The organism is Pseudomonas sp. NFPP02, assembly GCF_900119355.1.
In the GTDB taxonomy this organism is placed as follows: Bacteria; Pseudomonadota; Gammaproteobacteria; order Pseudomonadales; family Pseudomonadaceae; genus Aquipseudomonas; species Aquipseudomonas paracarnis.
Genome location: NZ_FPJI01000001.1, coordinates 439,966 through 462,037 on the forward strand (window position 1 = coordinate 439,966; position 22,072 = coordinate 462,037).

Here is a 22,072-nt window from a genome sequence, read left to right on the forward strand (position 1 = left end):
ACCGCTGCCAGGAGGGGCCGCTGTAACAGCCGACCGCTCGTCGCACAGAATGATTTACAACGTCTGCGGTCACAGGGAAGTGCACGGCGAAACACGCTGAGGCGCCATCAAAACAGCATTTTGGCCAAAAGCACAGGCAAAAATGGGCTAGTCATTTATCAATCAGACCTCTACGGTAGGCTTTTTCCAGACTGCACTCGCAGATGGGCCTTCGATCTGCACAGGAAACCGAATATGCGCCTCGCTGCCCTACCGCTATTGCTTGCCCCTCTCTTTATTGCGCCGATGGCCGTTGCGGCCACCAACTTGAGCGTATGCACCGAGGCCAGCCCCGAAGGGTTCGATGTGGTGCAGTACAACTCACTGACCACCACCAACGCCTCGGCCGACGTGCTGATGAACCGTTTGGTGGAATTCGACGCGGCCAGTGGCAAGTTGGTACCGAGCCTTGCAGATAGCTGGGAAGTGTCGCCCGATGGGCTGACGTACACCTTCAAACTGCACCCCGATGTGAAATTCCATCGCACCAGCTATTTCAGCCCAAGCCGCACCCTGACGGCCGAAGATGTACGCTTCAGCTTCGAGCGCATGCTCGACCCGGCCAACCCGTGGCACAAGATCGCCCAGAGCGGCTTTCCTCACGCCCAGTCCCTGCAATTGCCGGCACTGGTCAAGAAAATCGACGCCCTTGACCCACTGACCGTACGCTTCACCCTCGACCATGCCGATTCCACCTTCCTCCCAGCACTGAGCATGGGCTTTGCGTCGATCTATCCGGCTGAATATGCCGATAAATTGCTCAAGGCCGGCACACCCGAGAAGCTCAACAGCCAGCCAATCGGCACCGGCCCGTTTGTGTTCGTGCGGTTCCAGAAAGATGCCGTGGTGCGTTACAAGGCCAACCCGGACTACTTCGCCGGCAAACCGGCGGTGGACAACCTGATTTTCGCCATCACCCCGGACGCCAACGTACGCCTGCAGAAGCTGCACCGCGATGAATGCCAGATCGCCCTGTCACCCAAGCCCCTGGATGTGGGCGAGGCCGAAAAAGACGCGGCGCTGAAGGTGGAAAAAACCGCCGCCTTCATGACCGCGTTCGTCGCTATCAACAGCCAGCACCCACCGCTGGACAAGCCCGAAGTGCGCCAGGCGATCAACCTGGCCTTTGATAAGGACAGCTACCTCAAGGCCGTATTCGAAGGCACCGCCGAAGCGGCCAACGGTGTCTACCCGCCGAACACCTGGAGCTATGCCAAAGAGTTGCCAGGCTACCCGCAGGACCTCGCCAAAGCCAAGGCGCTGCTGGGCCGCGCCGGGCTCAAGGACGGCTTCAAGACCACAATATGGACCCGCCCTACCGGCAGCCTGCTGAACCCCAACCCGAACCTCGGCGCCCAACTGTTGCAGGCCGACCTGGCCAAGGTTGGCATCCAGGCCGAGATTCGCGTGATCGAATGGGGCGAGTTGATCCGCCGCGCCAAGGCCGGCGAGCACGACTTGCTGTTCATGGGCTGGGCCGGGGACAACGGCGACCCGGATAACTTCCTGACGCCGCAGTTCTCCTGCGCCGCGGTAAAGTCCGGCACCAACTTTGCCCGCTATTGCGACCCCACCCTGGATAAGTTGATCAGTGCGGGCAAAACCACCAGTGAGCAAGGTGTGCGCAGCAAGCTGTATCAGCAGGCCCAGGCGCAGATCCAGCAACAGGCGCTGTGGCTGCCACTGGCGCATCCGACGGCGTTTGCCTTGACCCGCCAGAACATCCAGGGGTACCAGGTAAGCCCGTTCGGGCGCCAGGACTATTCGAAAGTCAGCCTCAAGCCCTAAGGCACAACCCCCCACCTGTAGGAGCGAGCTTGCTCGCGAAAATCGTCAACGATGACGCGGAAAAACCTGACACCCCACGGGGCCCTCTGGTTTTTCGCGAGCAAGCTCCTACAGAGGCAGGGCCGTTACAGCCAACCGTATTCAGCCATAGACAGCGGGTCACCATCGCCCACGATGATGTGGTCCAGCACCCGCACATCCACCACGTCCAGCGCCTTTTGCAGCAGCTTGGTCAATTTTCGATCAGCCGCGCTGGGCTCCGTGCTTCCCGACGGATGGTTATGACACAGGATCAATGCCGCCGAGTTGTACGCCAAGGCGCGCTTGACCACCTGTCGCGGGTAGACAATCGCAGCGTCGATCGTGCCTTGGGACATGACCTCGAACCCTAGCACCCGATGCTTGGAGTCCAGGAACAGGCAGCCGAAGATCTCATGGGGCTCATGGCGCAGCAGTGCCTTGAGGTACTCGCGCACGGCCAGCGGGCTTTCCAGCACAGAGTCAGCCCGCAAGCGCTCAGCCAGGTGGCGCCGGGACATCTCCAACACCGCCTGCAACTGGGCAAACTTCGCCGGCCCCAGCCCCAGATGCTGGCTGAACAGCGTCTGGCTGGCCTCCAGTAACGGGCGCAGGCCACCGAATTGGGCCAACAGATGGCGCGCCAGATCCACCGCACTTCGGCCGGCCACCCCCGTACGCAGGAAGATCGCCAACAGCTCGGCATCAGACAGGCTCGCCGCGCCGCCTTCCAATAACTTCTCCCGTGGACGCTCTGCCACGGGCCAATCACGAATACTCATCCCACCTCCCTGTATCTGCTCCGCTGTTGCCCGGCGGGCGCTGTGTTATCGTAGGGCCCTCTTTTTTGCCTGCGATTTCACCTGGGGAGGGGTCATCGCAGGTGTCATTGAACTGGCATCACTGAACTGGAAAGGCAAACCAATGCAGCGTCTGTATCGGAAACGCATCGTTCTCGGCGTCGGCGGCGGCATTGCCGCCTACAAGAGCGCAGAGTTGGTTCGCAGGCTCCTGGACCAGGGCGCCGAAGTGCGCGTGGTCATGACCCGTGGTGGCAGTGAGTTCATCACCCCGCTGACCATGCAAGCGTTGTCCGGCCACCCGGTTCACCTCGACCTGCTGGACCCGGCCGCAGAAGCCGCCATGGGCCATATCGAACTGGCCAAATGGGCCGACCTGGTGCTGATAGCCCCGGCCACTGCCGACCTGATCGCCCGCCTGGCCCAGGGCATTGCCGATGACCTGCTCACCACCCTGGTATTGGCCACCGACGCCACCGTCGCTATCGCACCGGCCATGAACCAGGCCATGTGGCGCGATCCGGCCACCCAGGCCAATACCCAACTCCTGCAAACCCGCGGCCTCAAGGTGTTCGGCCCGGCTTCCGGCAGCCAGGCCTGCGGCGACGTCGGCCTGGGCCGCATGCTCGAAGCCACCGACCTGGCGCAGTGCGCAGCCGAGTGCTTCCAGCATCTGGCCCTGACCGGCAAGCACGTGCTGATCACCGCCGGCCCGACCCAGGAAAACATCGACCCGGTGCGCTACATCACCAACCATAGCTCAGGAAAAATGGGCTTCGCGTTGGCAGAAGCTGCGGTCGAGGCAGGCGCACGGGTCACACTGATAACCGGCCCGGTACATTTGCCGACCCCTGATCGCGTTACGCGTATCGACGTAGTCAGCGCCCGGGACATGTTGGCGGCCTGCGAAGCCGCCATTCCCTGCGACCTGTTTATCGCCTCGGCAGCGGTTGCGGATTACCGACCCGAGGTCGTGGCCCCGCAGAAGCTCAAGAAAGACCCTACGAGCGGCGACGGCCTGCTCCTGCAAATGGTGCGTAACCCGGACATCCTGGCCACCATCGCTACCCGTCCGGACCGTCCGTTCAGCGTCGGCTTCGCAGCCGAGACCGAGCACCTGCTGGACTACGCCGCACGCAAACTGAAAGACAAAAACCTCGACCTGATCGTTGCCAATGATGTCGCCAACCCGAGCATCGGCTTCAACAGCGAGGAAAATGCGTGCAGCGTGATCGACCGTGAATTGCACGCCACCCTTTTCGCCCAGACCAGCAAGGGCAAGATTGCCCGCCAACTGATCTCTTTTATCGCCCAACGGCTGAACCAGGTTTAATGTCCATGCATGCTTTACAAGCCAAGATCCTCGACCCACGCCTCGGCAACGACTTTCCCCTGCCGGCCTACGCCACGCCGGGCTCCGCCGGCCTGGACCTGCGCGCCATGCTCAAGCAAGACACCGTCCTTGAGCCGGGCCAGACCATCCTGATTCCCACGGGCTTGTCGATCTATGTCGGCGATCCTGGCCTGGCGGCGCTGATCCTGCCGCGCTCCGGCTTGGGCCATAAACATGGCATCGTGCTAGGCAACCTGGTCGGCCTGATCGATTCCGACTACCAGGGCGAGTTGATGGTGTCGTGCTGGAACCGTGGCCAGACTGCTTTCAACATCGCCGTCGGCGAGCGCATCGCCCAACTGGTACTGGTGCCGGTGGTGCAGGCGCATTTCGAATTGGTGCAGGAATTCGACGAAACCCAACGTGGTGCAGGCGGTTTTGGGCATTCCGGCAGTCACTGACTAAGCTGAACGTGGCCGGGCGCAATCGACCGGCCACACACCGCCGCCCGGCCTTTCAGGATAAAGAATGCGCGGAAATGATCATCGAGATTTCTATAATGAAATCAAAGGATTAGGTAAAAATAATGCCGAGGCCGAAGCGCCGATGGCATTTTTACACCACGAACTCTCTGCCGAAAACGCCGTCATACCCTTCAGTTTGAGCCTGCCGGCCAGCCACATCAGGCCCGCCTTGCCCCCTTTCAGATGGAGTTTCCCCCGCGATGAGTACCGCAGCCCGCGTAGCCCCGACCTTTCCCGACAGCATTTTTCGCGCCTATGACATCCGTGGTGTGGTCCCCAAGACCCTGACCGCCGAAACCGCCTACTGGATCGGCCGCGCCATCGGCTCCCAGAGCCTGGCCCAAGGCGAACCCAACGTCTCGGTAGGCCGTGACGGCCGCTTGTCCGGCCCGGAGTTGGTCGAGCAACTCATCCAGGGCCTGGCTGACAGCGGCTGCCATGTCAGCGACGTCGGCCTGGTGCCAACCCCCGCGCTGTACTACGCCGCCAACGTACTGGCGGGCAAATCCGGGGTCATGCTCACCGGCAGCCACAATCCGTCGGATTACAACGGCTTCAAGATCGTCATCGCTGGCGACACCCTCGCCAATGAACAGATCCAGGCTCTGCACACCCGCCTGAAGACCAACGACTTGACCAGCGGCACCGGCAGCATCACCAAGGTCGATATCCTCCAGCGCTACTCCGATGAAATCACTCGCGACGTCAAGCTCGCCCGCCGCTTGAAAGTCGTGGTGGACTGCGGCAACGGCGCAGCGGGTGTGATTGCCCCGCAATTGCTCGAAGCCCTGAACTGCGAAGTGATCCCACTGTTCTGCGAAGTAGACGGCAACTTCCCCAACCATCACCCGGACCCAGGCAAGCCGGAAAACCTGGTAGACCTGATTGCCAAGGTCAAGGAAGTGGGCGCCGACGTCGGCTTGGCCTTCGATGGCGACGGCGACCGTGTGGGCGTGGTGACCGAAACCGGCGAGATCGTGTTCCCGGACCGCCTGTTGATGCTGTTTGCTAGAGACGTGGTTGCGCGCAATGCCAACGCCGAGATCATCTTCGATGTGAAATGCACTCGTCGCCTGACGCCATTGATCAAGGAATACGGTGGTCGCCCGCTAATGTGGAAGACCGGTCACTCGTTGATCAAAAAGAAAATGAAGGAAACCGGCGCGCTGTTGGCCGGTGAAATGAGCGGCCACGTCTTCTTCAAGGAGCGCTGGTTCGGGTTTGACGACGGTATTTACAGCGCCGCTCGTCTGCTGGAGATCCTCAGCAAGGAGAAATCCACGGCGCAAGAGCTGTTTCAGACCTTCCCGAATGATATTTCTACGCCTGAGATCAATATCCATGTGACCGAGGAGAGCAAATTCAGCATCATTGACGCATTGCACGATGCGCAATGGGGTGAAGGCGCCAACCTGACCACCATTGATGGTGTGCGAGTCGATTACGCCAAAGGCTGGGGCCTGGTTCGCGCGTCCAACACCACACCGGTGCTGGTCCTGCGTTTCGAGGCGGATACCGAAGCGGAGTTGCAGCGCATCAAGGACGTGTTCCACGCCCAGTTGAAACGTGTTGCCCCTGATCTCCAATTACCGTTCTGATTTTTGCCCGGAGCCCTGAATGACCCTCGAACGCGAAGCCGCTGCCAACACCGCCAAGGTCCTGTCCGAAGCGTTGCCTTATATTCGACGCTACGTCGGCAAGACGCTGGTGATCAAGTACGGCGGCAATGCCATGGAAAGCGATGAGCTGAAAACCGGCTTTGCCCGCGACATCGTGCTGATGAAGGCTGTGGGGATCAACCCCGTGGTCGTCCACGGCGGCGGCCCGCAAATTGGCGACCTGCTCAAGCGTTTGTCGATCGAGAGTCACTTCATCGATGGCATGCGTGTCACTGACGCGCAAACCATGGACGTGGTGGAAATGGTCCTCGGCGGCCAGGTCAACAAAGACATCGTCAACCTGATCAACCGCCACGGCGGCAGCGCCATCGGACTGACCGGCAAGGATGCGGAACTGATCCGCGCCAAGAAACTGACCGTGACCCGCAAGACGCCGGAGATGACCCAGCCGGAAATCATCGACATCGGCCAGGTGGGCGAAGTCATCGGCATCAACACCGATTTGCTCAACCTGCTGGTCAAGGGCGACTTCATCCCGGTAATTGCGCCGATCGGCGTGGGTGCTAATGGCGAGTCCTATAACATCAACGCCGATCTGGTAGCCGGTAAGGTGGCGGAAGCACTGAAGGCTGAAAAACTGATGCTGCTGACCAACATCGCCGGCTTGATGGACAAGGAAGGCAAGGTACTGACCGGCTTGACTACCCAGCAGGTAGACGACCTGATCGCCGACGGCACCATCTACGGCGGCATGTTGCCGAAGATCCGTTGCGCACTGGAAGCCGTGCAGGGCGGCGTCGGCAGCTCGCTGATCCTGGATGGCCGCGTGCCAAATGCAATACTGTTGGAAATCTTCACCGATACCGGTGTCGGTACGTTGATCAGTAACCGCAAGCGCCCTTGATCGCTGCAAAGCAAAAGGCCCCGCTCAATTGAATTGAGCGGGGCCTTTGTTTGTACACAGTTCAAATGTGGGAGCTGGCTTGCCTGCGATGACGACAGTACATGCAAAAATGCACCGCCTGACACACCGCTATCGCGGGCAAGCCCGCTCCCACAGGATTCAGTGTCAGACGCCGAACTGCTCGCGGTATGCACGCACAGCCGGCAAATGTTGCTTGAGCTGCGGGTCGTCTTCCAGGAACTGCAATACCTGGTTCAACGACACGATGCTCACCACCGGAATGCCGAAGTCACGCTCCACTTCCTGGATCGCCGACAATTCACCGTTGCCACGCTCCTGGCGGTTCAAGGCGATCAGCACACCGGCAGCCTTGGCGCCGTCCTGGGAAGCGATGATCTGCATCACTTCACGGATAGCAGTACCCGCGGTGATCACGTCATCGATGATCAGCACATCGCCGGTCAATGGCGCGCCTACCAGGCTGCCACCTTCACCATGGGCCTTGGCTTCCTTACGGTTGAAACACCACGGCAAGTCCTGCCCGTGATGCTCCGCCAGGGCTATCGCCGTCGCCGCTGCCAGGGGAATACCCTTGTAGGCCGGGCCAAAGAGTACGTCGAAGGAAATACCGCTCTCAACGATGGCTGCCGCATAGAAACGGCCCAGCTGAGCCAGGGCCGAACCTGAGTTGAACAGGCCCGCATTGAAGAAGTACGGGCTGGTGCGCCCGGACTTGAGGGTGAACTCACCGAAGCGTAAAACGCCGCGATCGATGGCAAAACGAATGAAATCGCGCTGATACGCCTGCATGAAAAAAGCCTCAGATACCACGGATTTAGCTAATTGGGTGGACGGCGTGTATCATACACGCACGCGATTTTTGGGGCCATTTATGCGGATCATCAGTGTGAACGTTAATGGTATTCAGGCTGCAGTCGAGCGTGGTTTGCTCAGTTGGCTGCAAGCACAGAATGCCGACGTCATCTGCCTGCAGGACACCCGTGCCTCCGCCTTTGAACTGGACGACCCAGCCTTCCAACTGGATGGCTACTTCCTTTATGCCTGCGATGCCGAAGTGCCCACCCAAGGTGGCGTGGCTTTGTACTCGCGGTTGCAACCCAAGGCGGTCATCAGCGGCCTCGGCTTCGAGACAGCCGACCGCTACGGGCGTTACCTGCAAGCCGATTTCGACAAGGTCAGCATCGCGACCTTGCTGCTACCTTCCGGGCAGAACGGCGATGAAGACTTGAACCAGAAATTCAAGCTAATGGACGATTTCGCCCGTTACCTGGATAAGCAGCGACGCAAACGTCGCGAGTACATTTATTGTGGCTCGCTGTACGTGGCGCAACAGAAACTGGATATCAAGAACTGGCGCGACAGCCAGCAATCCCCGGGCTTCCTGGCGCCAGAACGCGCCTGGATGGACGAGATTGTCGGCAACATGGGCTATGTCGATGCCCTGCGTGAAGTCAGTCGCGAAGGCGACCAGTACAGCTGGTGGCCAGATAACGAACAGGCTGAGATGCTCAACCTGGGCTGGCGTTTCGACTACCAGCTACTGACCCCAGGCCTGCGCCGGTTCGTGCGCAGTGCACGCCTGCCGCGCCAGCCGCGCTTCTCGCAGCACGCGCCGCTGATCGTGGACTACGACTGGACATTGACCATCTGAGGTCTTTTTCCAGGTACAAAAAAACCGACAGCGATGTCGGTTTTTTTTGTGGCCGCTCGGTTACTTGACCAGGCGCCACGTCCACGGATAGCGATAGGCAATGCCTTTGTTGGCCTTGATACCGGCGATGATCGTCAGTATCAACGCCCCGATCACCAGCACGGTCATCAGCAAGAAGCCAACGACCACGAAGCCCAGCAACAGGCACACCAGCCAGGCGATCGCCACGGTGATCTGGAAATTCAGCGCCTCCTTGCCCTGGTCATCGATGAGCGGGTCCATGTCCTTCTTGAACTGCCACAGGATCAACGGCCCCAGCAAGCTGCCGAAGGGAAATACCAACCCCAGGAATGCCGCAAAATGACACAACATTGCCCACTGGCGTACTTCCTTGGACGGTGCCGGAACCGGCAACTGGCTGTCATTCATGGCGTTTCTCCTTGGGCCGGCTCAGTCAGCCAGCGCGGCGTTCTGCAATTCAAAGATTTCGGTCATGCCTTTCTGGGCCAAGGCCAGCATGGCGTTCAGCTCAGCCGGCTGGAATGGCGCGCCTTCGGCAGTGCCCTGCACTTCGATGAAACCACCGGTGCTGGTCATGACCACGTTGAGGTCGGTCTCGGCGGCCGAGTCTTCCAGGTAGTCCAGGTCCAGCACAGGCTCGCCCTGGTACATGCCAACAGACACAGCGGCGATCATCTGCTTGAGCGGGTCACCCGCTTTCAGGCCGCCACGCTTCTTGATGACTTTCAAAGCGTCGACCAGGGCCACCATGGCGCCGGTGATGGACGCCGTGCGGGTACCGCCGTCAGCCTGGATCACGTCGCAGTCGACGTAGAGGGTGACGTCACCCAGCTTGGACATATCCAGGGCGGCACGCAGGGAGCGGCCGATCAGGCGCTGGATTTCCAGGGTACGCCCGCCTTGCTTGCCACGGCTGGCTTCACGCTGGTTACGCTCGCCAGTGGCGCGCGGCAGCATGCCGTATTCAGCGGTCAACCAACCCTGGCCCTGGCCCTTGAGGAAGCGCGGCACGCCGTTTTCGACGCTGACAGTGCAGATGACCTTGGTATCGCCAAACTCGACCAGTACGGATCCCTCGGCGTGTTTGGTGTAGTTGCGGGTGATGCGGATCGAGCGGAGCTGATCGGCAGCGCGACCACTTGGACGTTTCATAGGGGATACCTGTACTGAGGACGAAAAACTGCCGAGCATTATAGAGCCGCAAGCCGGTTCGAGGCACTTCTAAAAAATTCGGTTACGAATGGTCAGGCGATCGGCCATTGTTTTGGCGCACCCGCCCCACTGCGCTACACTCCTGCGCCTTCGCAGCCTGTCGGCTTCAATTTACCCATCAGCCCGTATTTGCGGGACTGCATCGCGAGGTACCTCCATGGTGCACAGCATGACCGCCTTCGCCCGTGTCGAAAAAGCCGGGGCCCAAGGCACCCTCAGCTGGGAACTGCGCTCGGTCAACAGCCGTTACCTGGAGCCGCACCTGCGCCTGCCGGAGTCGTTCCGCGACCTTGAAGGCGCGGTTCGTGAAGCGCTGCGCCAGGGCATCTCCCGCGGCAAGCTGGAATGCACCCTGCGCTTTACCGAAGAAACCACCGGCAAGCCGCTGCAGGTCGACCGAGACCGCGCCGCCCAACTGGTGGCCGCGGCCGAAACCATCGCCGGCCTGATCAAACAGCCGGCCGCATTGAACCCTCTGGAAGTATTGGCCTGGCCCGGCGTGCTGGTGGCCGACGCGGCAGACCCTCAGGCCTTGAATGCCGAAGCCCTCGCCCTGTTCAACCAGGGCCTGAAGGAGCTCAAGGCCGGCCGTGAACGCGAAGGCGCCGAACTGGCGCGCCTGATCAACGAGCGGCTGACCTCGATCGAAGCCGACGTAGTGACCCTGCGCGAATTGGTACCGCAGATGCTCGCCACCCAGCGCCAGAAGGTCCTCGACCGCTTCACCGACATGAAGGCCGACCTCGATCCGACGCGCCTGGAACAGGAAATGGTCCTGCTCGCGCAGAAGAGCGACGTGGCCGAAGAACTTGACCGCCTGAGCACCCATATCCTTGAAGTGCGCCGCGTACTCAAGTCCGGCGGTGCCGCCGGTCGGCGCCTGGACTTCCTGATGCAGGAACTCAACCGCGAAGCCAATACACTGGGCTCCAAAGCGTTCGACCCGCGCAGCACCACGGCGGCGGTCAACCTCAAAGTGTTGATCGAGCAAATGCGCGAACAAGTACAGAATATTGAGTAAGGCACCCTCCATGACCCACAGCACCGGCACCCTTTACATCATTTCCGCCCCTTCGGGCGCGGGCAAGAGCAGCCTGGTCAAGGCCTTGACCGACGCTGACGAGCAGATCCGCATTTCGGTCTCGCACACCACCCGCGCCATGCGCCCGGGCGAAGTGGACGGCGTGCACTATCACTTCGTCGAGCGTACCGAGTTCGTCAAGATGATCGAACACGGTGACTTCCTGGAGCGCGCCGAAGTGTTCGGCAACCTCTACGGCACCTCGCAGAGCCACCTGCAACAGACCCTGGACGAAGGCCACGACCTGATCCTGGAGATCGACTGGCAGGGCGCCGAGCAAGTGCGCCAGCTGATGCCCAAGGCGCGCTCCATCTTCATCCTGCCGCCATCGCTCCAAGCCCTGCACCAACGCCTGACCAACCGCGGCCAGGACAGCGATGAGATCATCGAGGGCCGCATGCGTGAAGCCGTCAGCGAAATGAGCCACTACGTCGACTACGACTACCTGATCATCAATGACGACTTTACCCACGCCCTGGATGATTTGAAGGCGATTTTCCGCGCCAACCAACTGCAGCAAAAGCGCCAACAGCAGCGTTTCGGCAAATTACTCGCCGAATTGCTCGGCTGATTGACTCTTCCCAAAACAGCTGCAAGGGCCTTACATTGGCACTTGCAGCGGTTTTGCGAAGGCCTGCGAAAAATCAGCGCTTCCCTAAACGCTGGTGATTTTTTAAACTGCTCAGTCCGCTCGCCCAACCGGGCAGCGCGCATCTTGCATTCGCTCCGAGGAATACCATGGCCCGCGTAACCGTTGAAGACTGCCTAGAACACGTGGATAACCGCTTTGAGCTGGTCATGCTCTCTACCAAGCGTGCCCGTCAACTGGCCACTGGCGGCAAAGAGCCTCTGGTCCAGTGGGAAAACGACAAGCCTACCGTTGTAGCCCTGCGTGAAATCGCTGAAGGCCTGATGAGCTACGAGTTCATCGCCAACGCCGAAATCGTTGAAGACGAACCGCTGTTTGCAGCGTTCGAAGGCGAGTCCAACGAGGACGTCTAAGCCTATGCCTGGTCGACGTAGCACGGCGCGGGGTCACAGCCATCGGCAGGAGTTCACACTTTGCCGAGCATAGACGCCCTCGCCGATCGCTTATCGGCCTACCTCGGCGCAGACCAGGTCAACCTGGTTCGCCGAGCGTATTTCTACGCCGAACAAGCCCACGACGGCCAACGCCGACGTAGCGGCGAGGCGTATGTCACCCATCCTCTTGCGGTGGCCAATATTCTTGCCGACATGCACATGGACCATCAGAGCCTGATGGCCGCGATGCTGCATGACGTGATCGAAGACACCGGCATTGCCAAGGAAGCGCTCAGTGCGCAATTTGGCGAAACCGTGGCCGAACTGGTCGATGGGGTCAGCAAGCTGACCCAGATGAACTTCGAGACCAAGGCCGAAGCCCAGGCGGAAAACTTCCAGAAAATGGCCATGGCCATGGCCCGAGACATTCGGGTGATCCTGGTCAAGCTGGCCGACCGGCTGCACAACATGCGCACGCTGGAAGTGCTGTCCGGCGAAAAGCGCCGGCGCATCGCCAAGGAAACCCTGGAAATCTATGCGCCCATCGCCAACCGGCTGGGCATGCACGCCATTCGTATCGAATTCGAAGACCTGGGCTTTAAAGCCATGCACCCCATGCGTTCGGCGCGCATCTACCAGGCGGTCAAGCGCGCACGGGGCAACCGCAAGGAAATCGTCAACAAGATCGAAGAGTCCCTGAGCCATTGCCTGGCGATTGACGAAATCGAGGGCGAGGTCAGCGGCCGGCAGAAGCACATCTACGGCATCTACAAAAAGATGCGCGGCAAGCGTCGGGCCTTCAACGAGATCATGGACGTCTATGCGTTCCGGATCATCGTCGACAAGGTCGATACCTGCTACCGCGTACTGGGCGCTGTGCATAATTTGTACAAGCCCCTGCCGGGCCGCTTCAAGGACTACATCGCAATTCCCAAGGCCAACGGCTACCAGTCGCTGCATACCACCCTGTTTGGCATGCACGGCGTGCCGATCGAGATCCAGATCCGCACCCGCGAAATGGAAGAGATGGCCAACAACGGCATTGCCGCCCACTGGCTGTACAAGTCCAGCGGTGACGAGCAGCCCAAAGGCACCCATGCCCGTGCGCGCCAATGGGTCAAGGGCGTGCTGGAAATGCAGCAACGTGCCGGCAACTCCCTGGAATTTATCGAAAGCGTGAAGATCGACCTGTTCCCGGACGAGGTCTACGTGTTCACGCCCAAAGGCCGGATCATGGAGCTGCCCAAAGGCTCCACGGCGGTCGACTTTGCCTACGCGGTGCACACCGATGTCGGCAACAGCTGCATCGCCTGTCGCATCAACCGGCGCCTTGCCCCGTTGTCCGAACCGCTGCAAAGCGGTTCCACGGTGGAGATCGTCAGCGCACCGGGCGCTCGCCCGAATCCGGCCTGGCTCAACTTCGTGGTCACCGGCAAGGCCCGTACGCATATTCGCCACGCGCTGAAATTGCAGCGCCGCTCCGAATCCATCAGCCTGGGCGAACGCCTGCTGAACAAGGTGCTCAACGGCTTCGACAGCGCCCTGGACAAGATTCCGCAAGAGCGCGTGCAAGCGATGCTCCACGAGTACCGACAGGAAACCATCGAAGACCTGCTGGAAGACATCGGCCTGGGCAACCGCATGGCCTACGTGGTTGCGCGCCGCCTGCTGGGCGAAGGCGAACAGTTGCCGAGCCCTGAAGGCCCACTGGCGATTCGCGGCACCGAGGGCCTGGTGCTCAGCTACGCCAAATGTTGCACGCCGATCCCGGGCGACCCGATTGTCGGCCACTTGTCCGCCGGCAAAGGCATGGTGGTGCACCTGGACAACTGCCGCAACATCACCGAAATCCGCCACAACCCGGAAAAATGCATCCAGCTCTCGTGGGCCAAAGATGTCACCGGCGAATTCAACGTCGAACTGCGAGTTGAGCTGGAACACCAGCGCGGCCTCATCGCCCTGCTGGCCAGCAGTGTCAACGCAGCCGACGGCAATATCGAGAAAATCAGCATGGACGAACGCGATGGTCGCATCAGCGTGGTCCAACTGGTGGTCAGCGTGCACGACCGCGTGCACCTGGCCCGCGTGATCAAAAAGTTGCGCGCCTTGACCGGTGTGATCCGCATCACCCGCATGCGTGCATAACCGATCCATTACAAGGAGTCATTCATGACCAAGACAGTTATCACCAGCGATAAAGCTCCAGCCGCCATCGGCACTTATTCCCAGGCGATCAAGGCGGGCAAAACCGTCTACATGTCCGGCCAGATCCCGCTGGACCCAAAGACCATGGAACTGGTTGAAGGCTTCGAAGCCCAGACCGTGCAGGTCTTTGAAAACCTCAAGTCCGTGGCTGAAGCTGCCGGTGGTTCGTTCAAGGACATCGTCAAGCTGAACATCTTCCTCACCGACCTCAGCCACTTTGCCAAGGTCAACGAGATCATGGGCAAGTACTTCGAACAACCTTACCCAGCCCGCGCCGCCATCGGCGTTGCCGCCCTGCCAAAGGGTGCACAGGTTGAGATGGACGCCATTCTGGTCATCGAGTAAAACACCCGGCGCAGCCCAAACAGGCTGCGCCGACTTCGTTTCAGAAGGATTTCGTAATGCGCAAAGCGCTTGTAGCCTCCTCGTTGCTCGCCCTGTTGCTCGGCGGCTGTGCCAGCAACCCCGCCGACCTGGATGTAAGCGGTACCTGGATCAACCAGGCCGCCATCGACGCGGCAGCCAAGGGCGGCCCTTTGCGTGAAGCCCTGCAGTCCTATGGCCCCAACCTCGAGTGGGAGGTCAACACCAAGGCTTTGCAGGCGCGCTACTACAACGGTTTTGAAGTGGCGGAAGGCAAGTTGTCGGGTGAAAAGCCCGGCGCGTGGAGCGTGGACTTCTATGGCAGCTCAGCCACCGAACTCAAGCGCAAAGGCAAGCAACTGCTGCAAGTGGCCAACGACAATGAGCCCGAACAGCTGTTTGCCCGCGCCAAAGAACCCGCACCGGAAGGCGCGCCACTGGGCGCCACCTTCGAGCGCGCGTTGTATGCGGCCTATATGGGCGGCGACTGGAAGATCAGCGACGGCACCGGCAGCGGTGCCACGGTGCAGTTCCAGGCAGACGGCAAGGTCGCCGGCCTGCCGGGGGTTGATCGCTATTCACTCTGCCTGGCAGGCGATTGCGCCTCCATGAGCGGCGGCTACGACAGCATCTGGCTGCAACTGGACGGCCAGGGCAACCCATGGATCTTCACGCGCAAGGGTAAGCAACTGGAGATCTTCCAGGCGATCAATACCGCGCAGGCCGATGAAGTGCCTTCGTTTACGCCAGGCACTCGCCAATGGTTGCTTGAGAAGTAATTAAAGCCTCGCCCAAATCCAAATGTGGGAGCTGGCTTGCCTGCGATGACGGTATTACATCCAACAAAGATGTGATTGATATACCGCTATCGCAGGCAAGCCAGCTCCCACATTTTTTGCCGCGCTTCAGCCTTTCAGAATCGCCGCATAGCCTTCCCGGTAAGTCGGGTATGTCGGCGTCCAGCCAAGCGCCTTGATACGTGCATTACTGCACTGCTTGCTCCCCGCACGCCGCACACTGGCGTCCTCGGCCCATTCGGTCACACCCAGGTACTCGCGCAACCACGCCACCACCTCGGCCAGTGGTGCCGGCGCATCGTCAACGCCGATATAGACCTTGTCCAGCGAACCGCCCTTCTCCACATGCCGCAGCAAAAAGGCGAGCAGGCCCGCGGCGTCATCGGCGTGGATACGGTTGCCATACAACGGCGGGTCAACCGCTACGCGATAGCCTTGGCGAACCTGAGTGAGCAGCCATTCCCGACCCGGGCCGTAAATCCCGGTCAGTCGCACGATGGTCGCTGGAATACCGCTGTTGAGCGCCACCTGTTCAGCTTCCAGCATCACCTGCCCGGAATAGCCCTTCGCTTGCGTCTCGGACGTTTCGTCGACCCACTCGCCGTTTTGCTGCCCATACACACTGCTGCTGGAGACAAACAGCAAATGCTTGGGCGTCTGGCCGTAGTCTTCCAACCACTCCAACACATGCTGCAACCCTTGCACGTAGGCGGCGCGATAGCCGGCCTCGTCGTGGTCGGTGGCAGCGGCGCAGTACACCAGATAATCCACCCCGCCGATCGGCCAGGTGTCCGGGCAGTCCTTTTTGAACAGATCGCCGGCAATGCCGATCACACCGTCGGGCAAGCGTGAAATATCGCGGCGCAGGCCGTGGACCTCCCATTCCGAGGCCAGCAATTGACTAGCCAGCCGACTACCCACATCACCGCAACCGGCAATCACAACAGAAGGCGCAGACATCATAAAACTCCATTCTCAAAGGCGCAGATTAGCCGCGCGAGTGGATCAACGGCCAGTAAAAAGCGAAATAAAGTAACAGTGCCACTTTAGTTAACAAGAATTACTTGCAATAATAACCGCCCATTTGTCCTCGACCCTAAATGGTCTGGAAGGACGATCACCCATTTTTTCTCTCAGGTCCGGCCAGCATGACACGTCATACAACCCCCGCTTCGCCAACCAAGCTTCACAGCCCCTCCCGCGCCTGGCGTGCGATTGCTGCGATGCTGTTCAGCGTATTGCTGGCACCGACCGCCGCATTCGCTGACGCCACTGCCCCAGCCGCTCCGGCAGCTGCCGAGCAAAATGCCGCTACTGCGGCAACGCCTGCCGTCGCGCCAGTGGCCACCGACCCGGCCCAGGCCGCCGGCGCCGCCGCACCTGCCGACGAAACCGGCGTGGTGCTGGAAGAAGACAACACCCTGGGCATGGCCCACGACTTGTCGCCATGGGGCATGTACCAGAATGCTGACGTGGTGGTGAAAGCCGTAATGATCGGCCTGGCCATTGCCTCGATCATCACCTGGACCATCTGGATTGCCAAAGGCTTCGAGCTGTTGGGCGCCAAGCGTCGTCTGCGCGCTGAAATCGTCCACCTGAAAAAAGCCACCACCCTCAAGGAAGCGAGCGAAACCGCGACCAAGAAGGGCACCCTGGCCAACCTGCTGGTGCACGACGCACTGGAAGAAATGCGCCTGTCGGCCAACACCCGTGAAAAAGAAGGCATCAAGGAGCGCGTCAGCTTCCGCCTTGAGCGCCTGGTGGCCGCCTGCGGCCGTAACATGAGCAGCGGCACCGGCGTACTCGCTACCATCGGTTCCACCGCACCCTTCGTCGGCCTGTTCGGTACCGTGTGGGGCATCATGAACAGCTTCATCGGTATCGCCAAAACCCAGACCACCAACCTCGCCGTCGTTGCCCCCGGCATCGCCGAAGCCCTGCTGGCTACCGCCCTGGGCCTGGTTGCCGCAATTCCTGCGGTGGTGATCTACAACGTCTTCGCCCGTTCGATCGCCGGCTACAAGGCTCAGGTATCGGATGCGTCGGCAGAAGTCCTGTTGCTCGTCAGCCGTGACCTCGATCACCTGCCTACCGAGCGCAGCTCGCAACCGCACATGGTGAAAGTGGGGTAATCGGCCATGGGCCTGCATTTGAATCAAGGCGACGACGAACTCGTCGAGAACCACGAAATCAACGTCACGCCGTTTATCGACGTGATGCTGGTGCTGCTGATCATCTTCATGGTGGCGGCACCGCTGGCAACCGTGGACATCAAGGTGGACCTGCCCGCGTCCAGCGCCAAGCCGGCGCCGCGGCCGGAAAAACCGATCTTCCTCAGCGTCAAGGCGGACCAACGCCTGTTCCTGGGCGAAGAAGAGGTCAAGGCTGAAACCCTGGGGCCGGTGCTGGATGCCAAGACCCAAGGCAAGAAAGACACGACCATCTTCTTCCAGGCCGACAAAGGCGTGGACTACGGCGACCTGATGAGCGTGATGGATGCCCTGCGGGCAGCCGGCTACCTCAAGGTAGGCCTGGTCGGACTTGAGACGGCAGCCAAGAAATGATCACGACGCGCCACAAACTGACGCGTTATGGCACCAGCCTCGCCGTCGTGCTGGGCGTGCATGCCGTCGCGATCATCATCGCGCTCCAATGGTCCGCGCCGCAGGCGATCCAGCTGCCACCCGCCGCCATGGTCATCGACCTGGCGCCGCTGCCAGCACCGCCGCCGCCTCCAGCACCGCCCAAGGTCGTTGCGCCGCCGCCGCCACCGGTCGAAGAGCTGCCCCTGCCGAAGCTGGCCGAGGCGCCCAAGCCAACGATCCAGGTGCCCAAGCCGGTCAAGCCCAAGCCCAAGCCACAACCGCCAAAACCGGTGGAGAAGAAGCCCGAGCCGCCCAAGGAGAAACCTTCCGAGGAGCCGCCGAGCGAAACGCCGCCGAGCAACGCACCTGCGCAGAAGTCCGCCCAGCCTACACCGGGCCCGTCGGCACAGCAGCTGGCCGCCCAGGCATCCTGGCAAAGCACGTTGCTGGCGCATCTGCAGAAGTACAAGAAGTACCCGCCCGGCGCCCAACGCAGTGGCAAGGAAGGTATGAACCGCTTGCGCTTCGTGGTCGATGGCGAAGGCAATGTGCTGTCCTACGAACTGGAAGGCCGCTCCGGCAACGCCGACCTGGACCGTGCAACCCTTGAGATGATCCGCAAGGCTCAGCCGCTACCCAAGCCACCGGCAGACCTGTTGAAAAACGGCAGCGTCGAACTGGTCGCGCCGTTCGTCTACAACATCGACAAGCGTCGCCGCTGAGAGAGCACTGTGGGAGGGGCTTGCTCCCTCCCACATTCGCTTTAATACCTCAGTAAAATTCCGATATTCCCCACTCAATCCCCAGCAAAGTTCTGATAACGTGCGTCTATCGATTGCAGCCGGTATGCTTGGCCCGCAACCTCATGGACGCCCGCTATGACTCTCACAGAATTACGCTACATCGTGACCCTCGCCCAAGAACAGCACTTCGGCCATGCCGCCGAGCGTTGCCACGTCAGCCAGCCGACGCTGTCGGTGGGTGTGAAAAAGCTTGAAGACGAACTCGGTGTGCTGATTTTCGAGCGCAGCAAGAGCGCCGTGCGCCTCACCCCGGTGGGCGAAGGCATCGTTGCCCAGGCCCAGAAGGTCCTGGAGCAGGCGCAAAGCATTCGCGAACTGGCCCAGGCCGGCAAGAACCAGCTGACCGCGCCGCTCAAGGTCGGCGCGATCTACACGGTCGGCCCCTACCTGTTCCCGCACCTGATCCCGCAACTGCATCGCGTCGCACCGCAGATGCCGCTGTATATCGAAGAAAACTTCACCCACGTGCTGCGCGACAAACTGCGCAACGGCGAGCTGGACGCGATCATCATCGCCCTGCCCTTCAACGAAGCGGACGTGCTGACCCTGCCGCTCTACGACGAGCCGTTCTACGTGCTGATGCCGGCCTCCCACCCGTGGACCAAGAAGGACACCATCGACGCCGGCCTGCTCAACGACAAGAGCCTGCTGCTGCTCGGTGAAGGCCACTGCTTCCGCGATCAGGTGCTGGAAGCCTGCCCGACCCTGACCAAGGGCAACGACGGCGCCAAGCACACCACGGTGGAATCCAGCTCCCTGGAAACCATTCGCCATATGGTCGCTTCCGGCCTGGGTATCTCGATCCTGCCGCTGTCTGCGGTAGACAGCCATCACTACGCCCAGGGCGTGATCGAAGTGCGCCCACTCACGCCGCCGGTGCCGTTCCGTACCGTAGCGATTGCCTGGCGCGCCAGCTTCCCGCGCCCCAAAGCGATTGAGATTCTCGCGGACTCGATCCGTCTGTGTTCGGTGGCCAAGCCGCCCGTTGCGAGCTAAGCCACGGTATGACTGAGCTGTCGCAGGTGTCGGTGACGGCACTCAAGGGTGTCGGTGAGGCCATGGCCGAGAAGCTGGCCAAGGTCGGCCTGGAGAACCTTCAGGACGTGCTGTTCCACCTGCCTCTGCGCTACCAGGACCGCACCCGCGTGGTGCCCATCGGCCATTTGCGCCCTGGGCAAGACGCGGTGATCGAAGGCACCGTCAGTGGCGCCGACGTGGTGATGGGCAAGCGCCGCAGCCTGGTGGTGCGCCTGCAGGACGGTACCGGCGGCTTGAGCCTGCGCTTCTACCACTTCAGCAACGCGCAGAAGGAAGGCCTCAAGCGTGGCACCCGCGTGCGCTGCTACGGCGAGGCACGCCCTGGCGCATCGGGCCTGGAAATCTACCACCCGGAATACCGCGCCATTACCGGCGACGAGCCGCCACCGGTGGACACCACGCTCACGCCGATCTACCCGCTGACCGAGGGCCTGACCCAGCAACGCCTGCGCCAGTTGTGCATGCAAACCCTGACGATGCTTGGCCCGCAAAGTCTGCCCGATTGGCTGCCCCTGGAGCTGGCCCGCGACTATCAGCTGGCGCCCCTGGCCGATGCGATTCGCTATTTGCATCACCCGCCCGCCGATGCCGATGTGGACGAACTCGCCCTCGGTCATCACTGGGCCCAGCATCGCCTGGCCTTTGAAGAACTGCTCACGCACCAGCTGTCCCAGCAACGCCTGCGCGAAAGCATGCGTACCCTGCGCGCCCCGGCGATGCCCAGAGCCACGCGGCTGCCTGCGCAATACCTGGCCAACCTCGGCTTTGCGCCCACCGGCGCGCAACAGCGCGTGGGCAATGAAATCGCCTACGACCTCAGCCAGCAAGAACCGATGCTGCGGTTGATCCAGGGTGACGTAGGGGCAGGCAAGACCGTGGTCGCTGCCCTCGCCGCCCTGCAAGCCCTGGAAGCTGGCTATCAAGTGGCGCTGATGGCACCGACGGAAATCCTCGCCGAACAACACTTCATCACCTTCAAGCGCTGGCTCGAACCGCTGGGCCTGGAGGTGGCGTGGCTGGCTGGCAAGCTCAAAGGCAAGAACCGCGTGGCCGCCCTGGAGCAGATCGCCGCCGGCGCACCGATGGTGGTGGGCACCCATGCGCTGTTCCAGGACGAAGTGCAGTTCAAGAACCTCGCACTGGTGATCATCGACGAACAGCACCGCTTTGGCGTGCAACAGCGCCTGGCTCTGCGCCAGAAAGGCGTGGGCGGGCGCATGAACCCGCACCAGTTGATCATGACCGCCACGCCGATCCCACGCACCCTGGCCATGAGCGCCTACGCCGACCTCGACACCTCGATCCTCGACGAACTGCCGCCGGGGCGTACCCCGGTCAACACCGTGCTGGTCACCGACACCCGGCGCGTCGAAGTGATCGAGCGCGTGCGCGGTGCTTGCGCCGAAGGCCGCCAGGCGTACTGGGTGTGTACCCTGATCGAAGAGTCCGAAGAACTGACCTGCCAGGCCGCCGAAACCACTTATGAAGACCTCACCAGTGCCTTGGGTGAGCTCAAGGTGGGGTTGATCCATGGCCGTATGAAACCGGCGGAAAAAGCCGCGGTAATGGCCGAGTTCAAGGCCGGCAACCTGCAATTGCTGGTGGCGACCACCGTGATTGAAGTGGGCGTGGACGTCCCCAACGCCAGCCTGATGATCATCGAAAACCCCGAACGCCTGGGCCTGGCGCAACTGCACCAATTGCGCGGGCGGGTTGGCCGGGGCAGTGCCGCCAGCCACTGCGTGCTGCTCTATCATCCGCCACTGTCGCAGATCGGTCGCCAGCGCTTGGGCATCATGCGCGAAACCAACGACGGTTTTGTCATTGCCGAAAAAGACCTCGAACTGCGCGGCCCCGGTGAAATGCTCGGCACGCGCCAGACCGGCCTGCTGCAATTCAAGGTCGCCGACCTGATGCGCGATGCCGACCTGCTGCCCGCCGTGCGCGATGCTGCGCAAGCATTGCTCGAGCGTTGGCCCGATCACGTCAGCCCCTTGCTCAACCGCTGGCTGCGCCACGGCCAGCAATACGGCCAGGTTTGACCTCTTCCCTGTAGGAGCGAGCTTGCTCGCGAAAAACGCCAACGATGACGCGGACGCTCTGGATGATGGCGCCGCCAGGAAGGTCTTCGCGAGCAAGCTCGCTCCTACAGGGTAATCAGCACACCGCCAACCTCATCACAAACGCCACTTATCCGACCAACACCCGTATCAAGCTGGTTATACTCCAATGAATGTAAGAAATTGG

21 protein-coding genes and 1 pseudogene are annotated in these 22,072 nt (G+C 61.1%); 17 read left to right on the forward strand and 5 right to left on the reverse strand.

What is annotated here, in order from left to right; translation table 11 throughout:
* Window positions 1-234 precede the first annotated feature (234 nt).
* Window positions 235-1,827 carry an ABC transporter substrate-binding protein gene (locus BT204_RS02085; RefSeq protein WP_072445638.1) on the forward strand — a complete coding sequence of 531 codons (1,593 nt, stop codon included), beginning with the start codon at window positions 235-237 and terminating at the stop codon, window positions 1,825-1,827.
* A 125-nt stretch (window positions 1,828-1,952) separates the two neighbouring features.
* On the opposite strand, the gene radC is transcribed toward BT204_RS02085, so the two are convergent.
* Entirely contained in the window at window positions 1,953-2,627 is a 675-nt protein-coding gene (gene radC / locus BT204_RS02090) for a RadC family protein (RefSeq protein WP_072445639.1), read from the reverse strand.
* A 142-nt stretch (window positions 2,628-2,769) separates the two neighbouring features.
* On the opposite strand from radC, the gene coaBC reads away from it, so the two are divergent.
* The 4 genes and pseudogenes from coaBC to argB all read left to right on the forward strand — a co-directional run bounded on the left by coaBC (window position 2,770) and on the right by argB (window position 7,025).
* A complete protein-coding gene (coaBC, locus tag BT204_RS02095; protein ID WP_003195481.1) occupies window positions 2,770-3,978 on the forward strand; it encodes a bifunctional phosphopantothenoylcysteine decarboxylase/phosphopantothenate--cysteine ligase CoaBC in 1,209 nt (402 codons plus the stop codon).
* 5 nt (window positions 3,979-3,983) lie between these two features.
* Window positions 3,984-4,439 (forward strand): dUTP diphosphatase, encoded by a 456-nt coding sequence (gene dut / locus BT204_RS02100; RefSeq protein WP_054919777.1) that lies wholly within the window; start codon window positions 3,984-3,986, stop codon window positions 4,437-4,439.
* 248 nt (window positions 4,440-4,687) lie between these two features.
* Window positions 4,688-6,100, forward strand: a pseudogene (locus BT204_RS02105) (phosphomannomutase/phosphoglucomutase); the annotation flags it as partial.
* Window positions 6,101-6,119: 19 nt separating this feature from the next.
* Window positions 6,120-7,025 carry an acetylglutamate kinase gene (gene argB, locus BT204_RS02110; protein WP_003213275.1) on the forward strand — a complete coding sequence of 302 codons (906 nt, stop codon included), beginning with the start codon at window positions 6,120-6,122 and terminating at the stop codon, window positions 7,023-7,025.
* A gap of 165 nt (window positions 7,026-7,190) precedes the next feature.
* Here argB and pyrE read toward each other — a convergent pair whose 3' ends face one another.
* Entirely contained in the window at window positions 7,191-7,835 is a 645-nt protein-coding gene (gene pyrE / locus BT204_RS02115) for an orotate phosphoribosyltransferase (RefSeq protein ID WP_034129093.1), read from the reverse strand.
* An 82-nt stretch (window positions 7,836-7,917) separates the two neighbouring features.
* On the opposite strand from pyrE, the gene BT204_RS02120 reads away from it, so the two are divergent.
* Window positions 7,918-8,697, forward strand: coding sequence for an exodeoxyribonuclease III (locus tag BT204_RS02120; RefSeq protein ID WP_003195493.1), 780 nt, complete (start codon window positions 7,918-7,920; stop codon window positions 8,695-8,697).
* A gap of 60 nt (window positions 8,698-8,757) precedes the next feature.
* Here the strand turns inward: BT204_RS02120 and BT204_RS02125 are convergent, their stop codons facing one another.
* Window positions 8,758-9,126, reverse strand: coding sequence for a DUF4870 domain-containing protein (locus BT204_RS02125; protein WP_003195495.1), 369 nt, complete (start codon window positions 9,124-9,126; stop codon window positions 8,758-8,760).
* Window positions 9,127-9,147: 21 nt separating this feature from the next.
* Complete coding sequence (rph, locus tag BT204_RS02130) at window positions 9,148-9,870, reverse strand: ribonuclease PH (RefSeq protein WP_003195497.1); 723 nt, start codon at window positions 9,868-9,870, stop codon at window positions 9,148-9,150.
* A 217-nt stretch (window positions 9,871-10,087) separates the two neighbouring features.
* Here rph and BT204_RS02135 point away from each other — a divergent pair, with 217 nt between their 5' ends.
* The 6 genes from BT204_RS02135 to BT204_RS02160 all read left to right on the forward strand — a co-directional run bounded on the left by BT204_RS02135 (window position 10,088) and on the right by BT204_RS02160 (window position 15,381).
* A complete protein-coding gene (locus BT204_RS02135; protein WP_003195504.1) occupies window positions 10,088-10,951 on the forward strand; it encodes a YicC/YloC family endoribonuclease in 864 nt (287 codons plus the stop codon).
* Between the two features lie 10 nt (window positions 10,952-10,961).
* Window positions 10,962-11,582 carry a guanylate kinase gene (gene gmk, locus BT204_RS02140; RefSeq protein ID WP_019818119.1) on the forward strand — a complete coding sequence of 207 codons (621 nt, stop codon included), beginning with the start codon at window positions 10,962-10,964 and terminating at the stop codon, window positions 11,580-11,582.
* Between the two features lie 167 nt (window positions 11,583-11,749).
* Window positions 11,750-12,013 carry a DNA-directed RNA polymerase subunit omega gene (gene rpoZ, locus BT204_RS02145; RefSeq protein WP_003195508.1) on the forward strand — a complete coding sequence of 88 codons (264 nt, stop codon included), beginning with the start codon at window positions 11,750-11,752 and terminating at the stop codon, window positions 12,011-12,013.
* A gap of 60 nt (window positions 12,014-12,073) precedes the next feature.
* Window positions 12,074-14,179: a bifunctional GTP diphosphokinase/guanosine-3',5'-bis pyrophosphate 3'-pyrophosphohydrolase gene (spoT, locus tag BT204_RS02150; protein WP_003195510.1), complete on the forward strand. Its 2,106-nt coding sequence runs from the start codon at window positions 12,074-12,076 to the stop codon at window positions 14,177-14,179.
* 24 nt (window positions 14,180-14,203) lie between these two features.
* Window positions 14,204-14,584, forward strand: a complete 381-nt coding sequence (locus BT204_RS02155; protein WP_072445641.1) for a RidA family protein — start codon at window positions 14,204-14,206, stop codon at window positions 14,582-14,584.
* A 56-nt stretch (window positions 14,585-14,640) separates the two neighbouring features.
* Entirely contained in the window at window positions 14,641-15,381 is a 741-nt protein-coding gene (locus BT204_RS02160; protein WP_057975250.1) for a hypothetical protein, read from the forward strand.
* A gap of 126 nt (window positions 15,382-15,507) precedes the next feature.
* Here the strand turns inward: BT204_RS02160 and BT204_RS02165 are convergent, their stop codons facing one another.
* A complete protein-coding gene (locus BT204_RS02165; RefSeq protein WP_060763898.1) occupies window positions 15,508-16,359 on the reverse strand; it encodes an SDR family oxidoreductase in 852 nt (283 codons plus the stop codon).
* A 188-nt stretch (window positions 16,360-16,547) separates the two neighbouring features.
* Here BT204_RS02165 and exbB point away from each other — a divergent pair, with 188 nt between their 5' ends.
* The 5 genes from exbB (at window position 16,548) to recG (ending at window position 21,867) form a co-directional block, all read left to right on the forward strand.
* The gene (exbB, locus tag BT204_RS02170; RefSeq protein ID WP_034129097.1) at window positions 16,548-17,531 is read left to right on the forward strand and encodes a tonB-system energizer ExbB; all 984 of its coding nucleotides are present in this window, start codon (window positions 16,548-16,550) and stop codon (window positions 17,529-17,531) included.
* A gap of 6 nt (window positions 17,532-17,537) precedes the next feature.
* Window positions 17,538-17,963 carry a TonB system transport protein ExbD gene (gene exbD, locus BT204_RS02175; protein ID WP_003195519.1) on the forward strand — a complete coding sequence of 142 codons (426 nt, stop codon included), beginning with the start codon at window positions 17,538-17,540 and terminating at the stop codon, window positions 17,961-17,963.
* Entirely contained in the window at window positions 17,960-18,706 is a 747-nt protein-coding gene (locus BT204_RS02180) for an energy transducer TonB family protein (RefSeq protein ID WP_003195521.1), read from the forward strand. The genes exbD and BT204_RS02180 overlap by 4 nt, the downstream gene beginning before the upstream one ends.
* A gap of 156 nt (window positions 18,707-18,862) precedes the next feature.
* On the forward strand, window positions 18,863-19,783 hold the full coding sequence (locus BT204_RS02185) for a hydrogen peroxide-inducible genes activator (RefSeq protein WP_003195523.1): 921 nt from the start codon (window positions 18,863-18,865) through the stop codon (window positions 19,781-19,783).
* A gap of 8 nt (window positions 19,784-19,791) precedes the next feature.
* Window positions 19,792-21,867: an ATP-dependent DNA helicase RecG gene (gene recG / locus BT204_RS02190; RefSeq protein ID WP_054896111.1), complete on the forward strand. Its 2,076-nt coding sequence runs from the start codon at window positions 19,792-19,794 to the stop codon at window positions 21,865-21,867.
* The last annotated feature ends 205 nt before the right edge of the window (window positions 21,868-22,072 follow it).

Excerpts from the sequence above, each read along its gene's own strand:
- BT204_RS02085 (WP_072445638.1), top strand. The coding sequence starts at position 235 with ATGCGCCTCGCTGCCCTACCGCTATTGCTTGCCCCTCTCTTTATTGCG.
- radC (WP_072445639.1), bottom strand. The coding sequence starts at position 2,627 with ATGAGTATTCGTGATTGGCCCGTGGCAGAGCGTCCACGGGAGAAGTTA.
- coaBC (WP_003195481.1), top strand. The coding sequence starts at position 2,770 with ATGCAGCGTCTGTATCGGAAACGCATCGTTCTCGGCGTCGGCGGCGGC.
- dut (WP_054919777.1), top strand. The coding sequence starts at position 3,984 with ATGCATGCTTTACAAGCCAAGATCCTCGACCCACGCCTCGGCAACGAC.
- argB (WP_003213275.1), top strand. The coding sequence starts at position 6,120 with ATGACCCTCGAACGCGAAGCCGCTGCCAACACCGCCAAGGTCCTGTCC.
- pyrE (WP_034129093.1), bottom strand. The coding sequence starts at position 7,835 with ATGCAGGCGTATCAGCGCGATTTCATTCGTTTTGCCATCGATCGCGGC.
- BT204_RS02120 (WP_003195493.1), top strand. The coding sequence starts at position 7,918 with ATGCGGATCATCAGTGTGAACGTTAATGGTATTCAGGCTGCAGTCGAG.
- BT204_RS02125 (WP_003195495.1), bottom strand. The coding sequence starts at position 9,126 with ATGAATGACAGCCAGTTGCCGGTTCCGGCACCGTCCAAGGAAGTACGC.
- rph (WP_003195497.1), bottom strand. The coding sequence starts at position 9,870 with ATGAAACGTCCAAGTGGTCGCGCTGCCGATCAGCTCCGCTCGATCCGC.
- BT204_RS02135 (WP_003195504.1), top strand. The coding sequence starts at position 10,088 with ATGGTGCACAGCATGACCGCCTTCGCCCGTGTCGAAAAAGCCGGGGCC.
- gmk (WP_019818119.1), top strand. The coding sequence starts at position 10,962 with ATGACCCACAGCACCGGCACCCTTTACATCATTTCCGCCCCTTCGGGC.
- rpoZ (WP_003195508.1), top strand. The coding sequence starts at position 11,750 with ATGGCCCGCGTAACCGTTGAAGACTGCCTAGAACACGTGGATAACCGC.
- BT204_RS02155 (WP_072445641.1), top strand. The coding sequence starts at position 14,204 with ATGACCAAGACAGTTATCACCAGCGATAAAGCTCCAGCCGCCATCGGC.
- BT204_RS02160 (WP_057975250.1), top strand. The coding sequence starts at position 14,641 with ATGCGCAAAGCGCTTGTAGCCTCCTCGTTGCTCGCCCTGTTGCTCGGC.
- BT204_RS02165 (WP_060763898.1), bottom strand. The coding sequence starts at position 16,359 with ATGTCTGCGCCTTCTGTTGTGATTGCCGGTTGCGGTGATGTGGGTAGT.
- exbB (WP_034129097.1), top strand. The coding sequence starts at position 16,548 with ATGACACGTCATACAACCCCCGCTTCGCCAACCAAGCTTCACAGCCCC.
- exbD (WP_003195519.1), top strand. The coding sequence starts at position 17,538 with ATGGGCCTGCATTTGAATCAAGGCGACGACGAACTCGTCGAGAACCAC.
- BT204_RS02180 (WP_003195521.1), top strand. The coding sequence starts at position 17,960 with ATGATCACGACGCGCCACAAACTGACGCGTTATGGCACCAGCCTCGCC.
- BT204_RS02185 (WP_003195523.1), top strand. The coding sequence starts at position 18,863 with ATGACTCTCACAGAATTACGCTACATCGTGACCCTCGCCCAAGAACAG.
- recG (WP_054896111.1), top strand. The coding sequence starts at position 19,792 with ATGACTGAGCTGTCGCAGGTGTCGGTGACGGCACTCAAGGGTGTCGGT.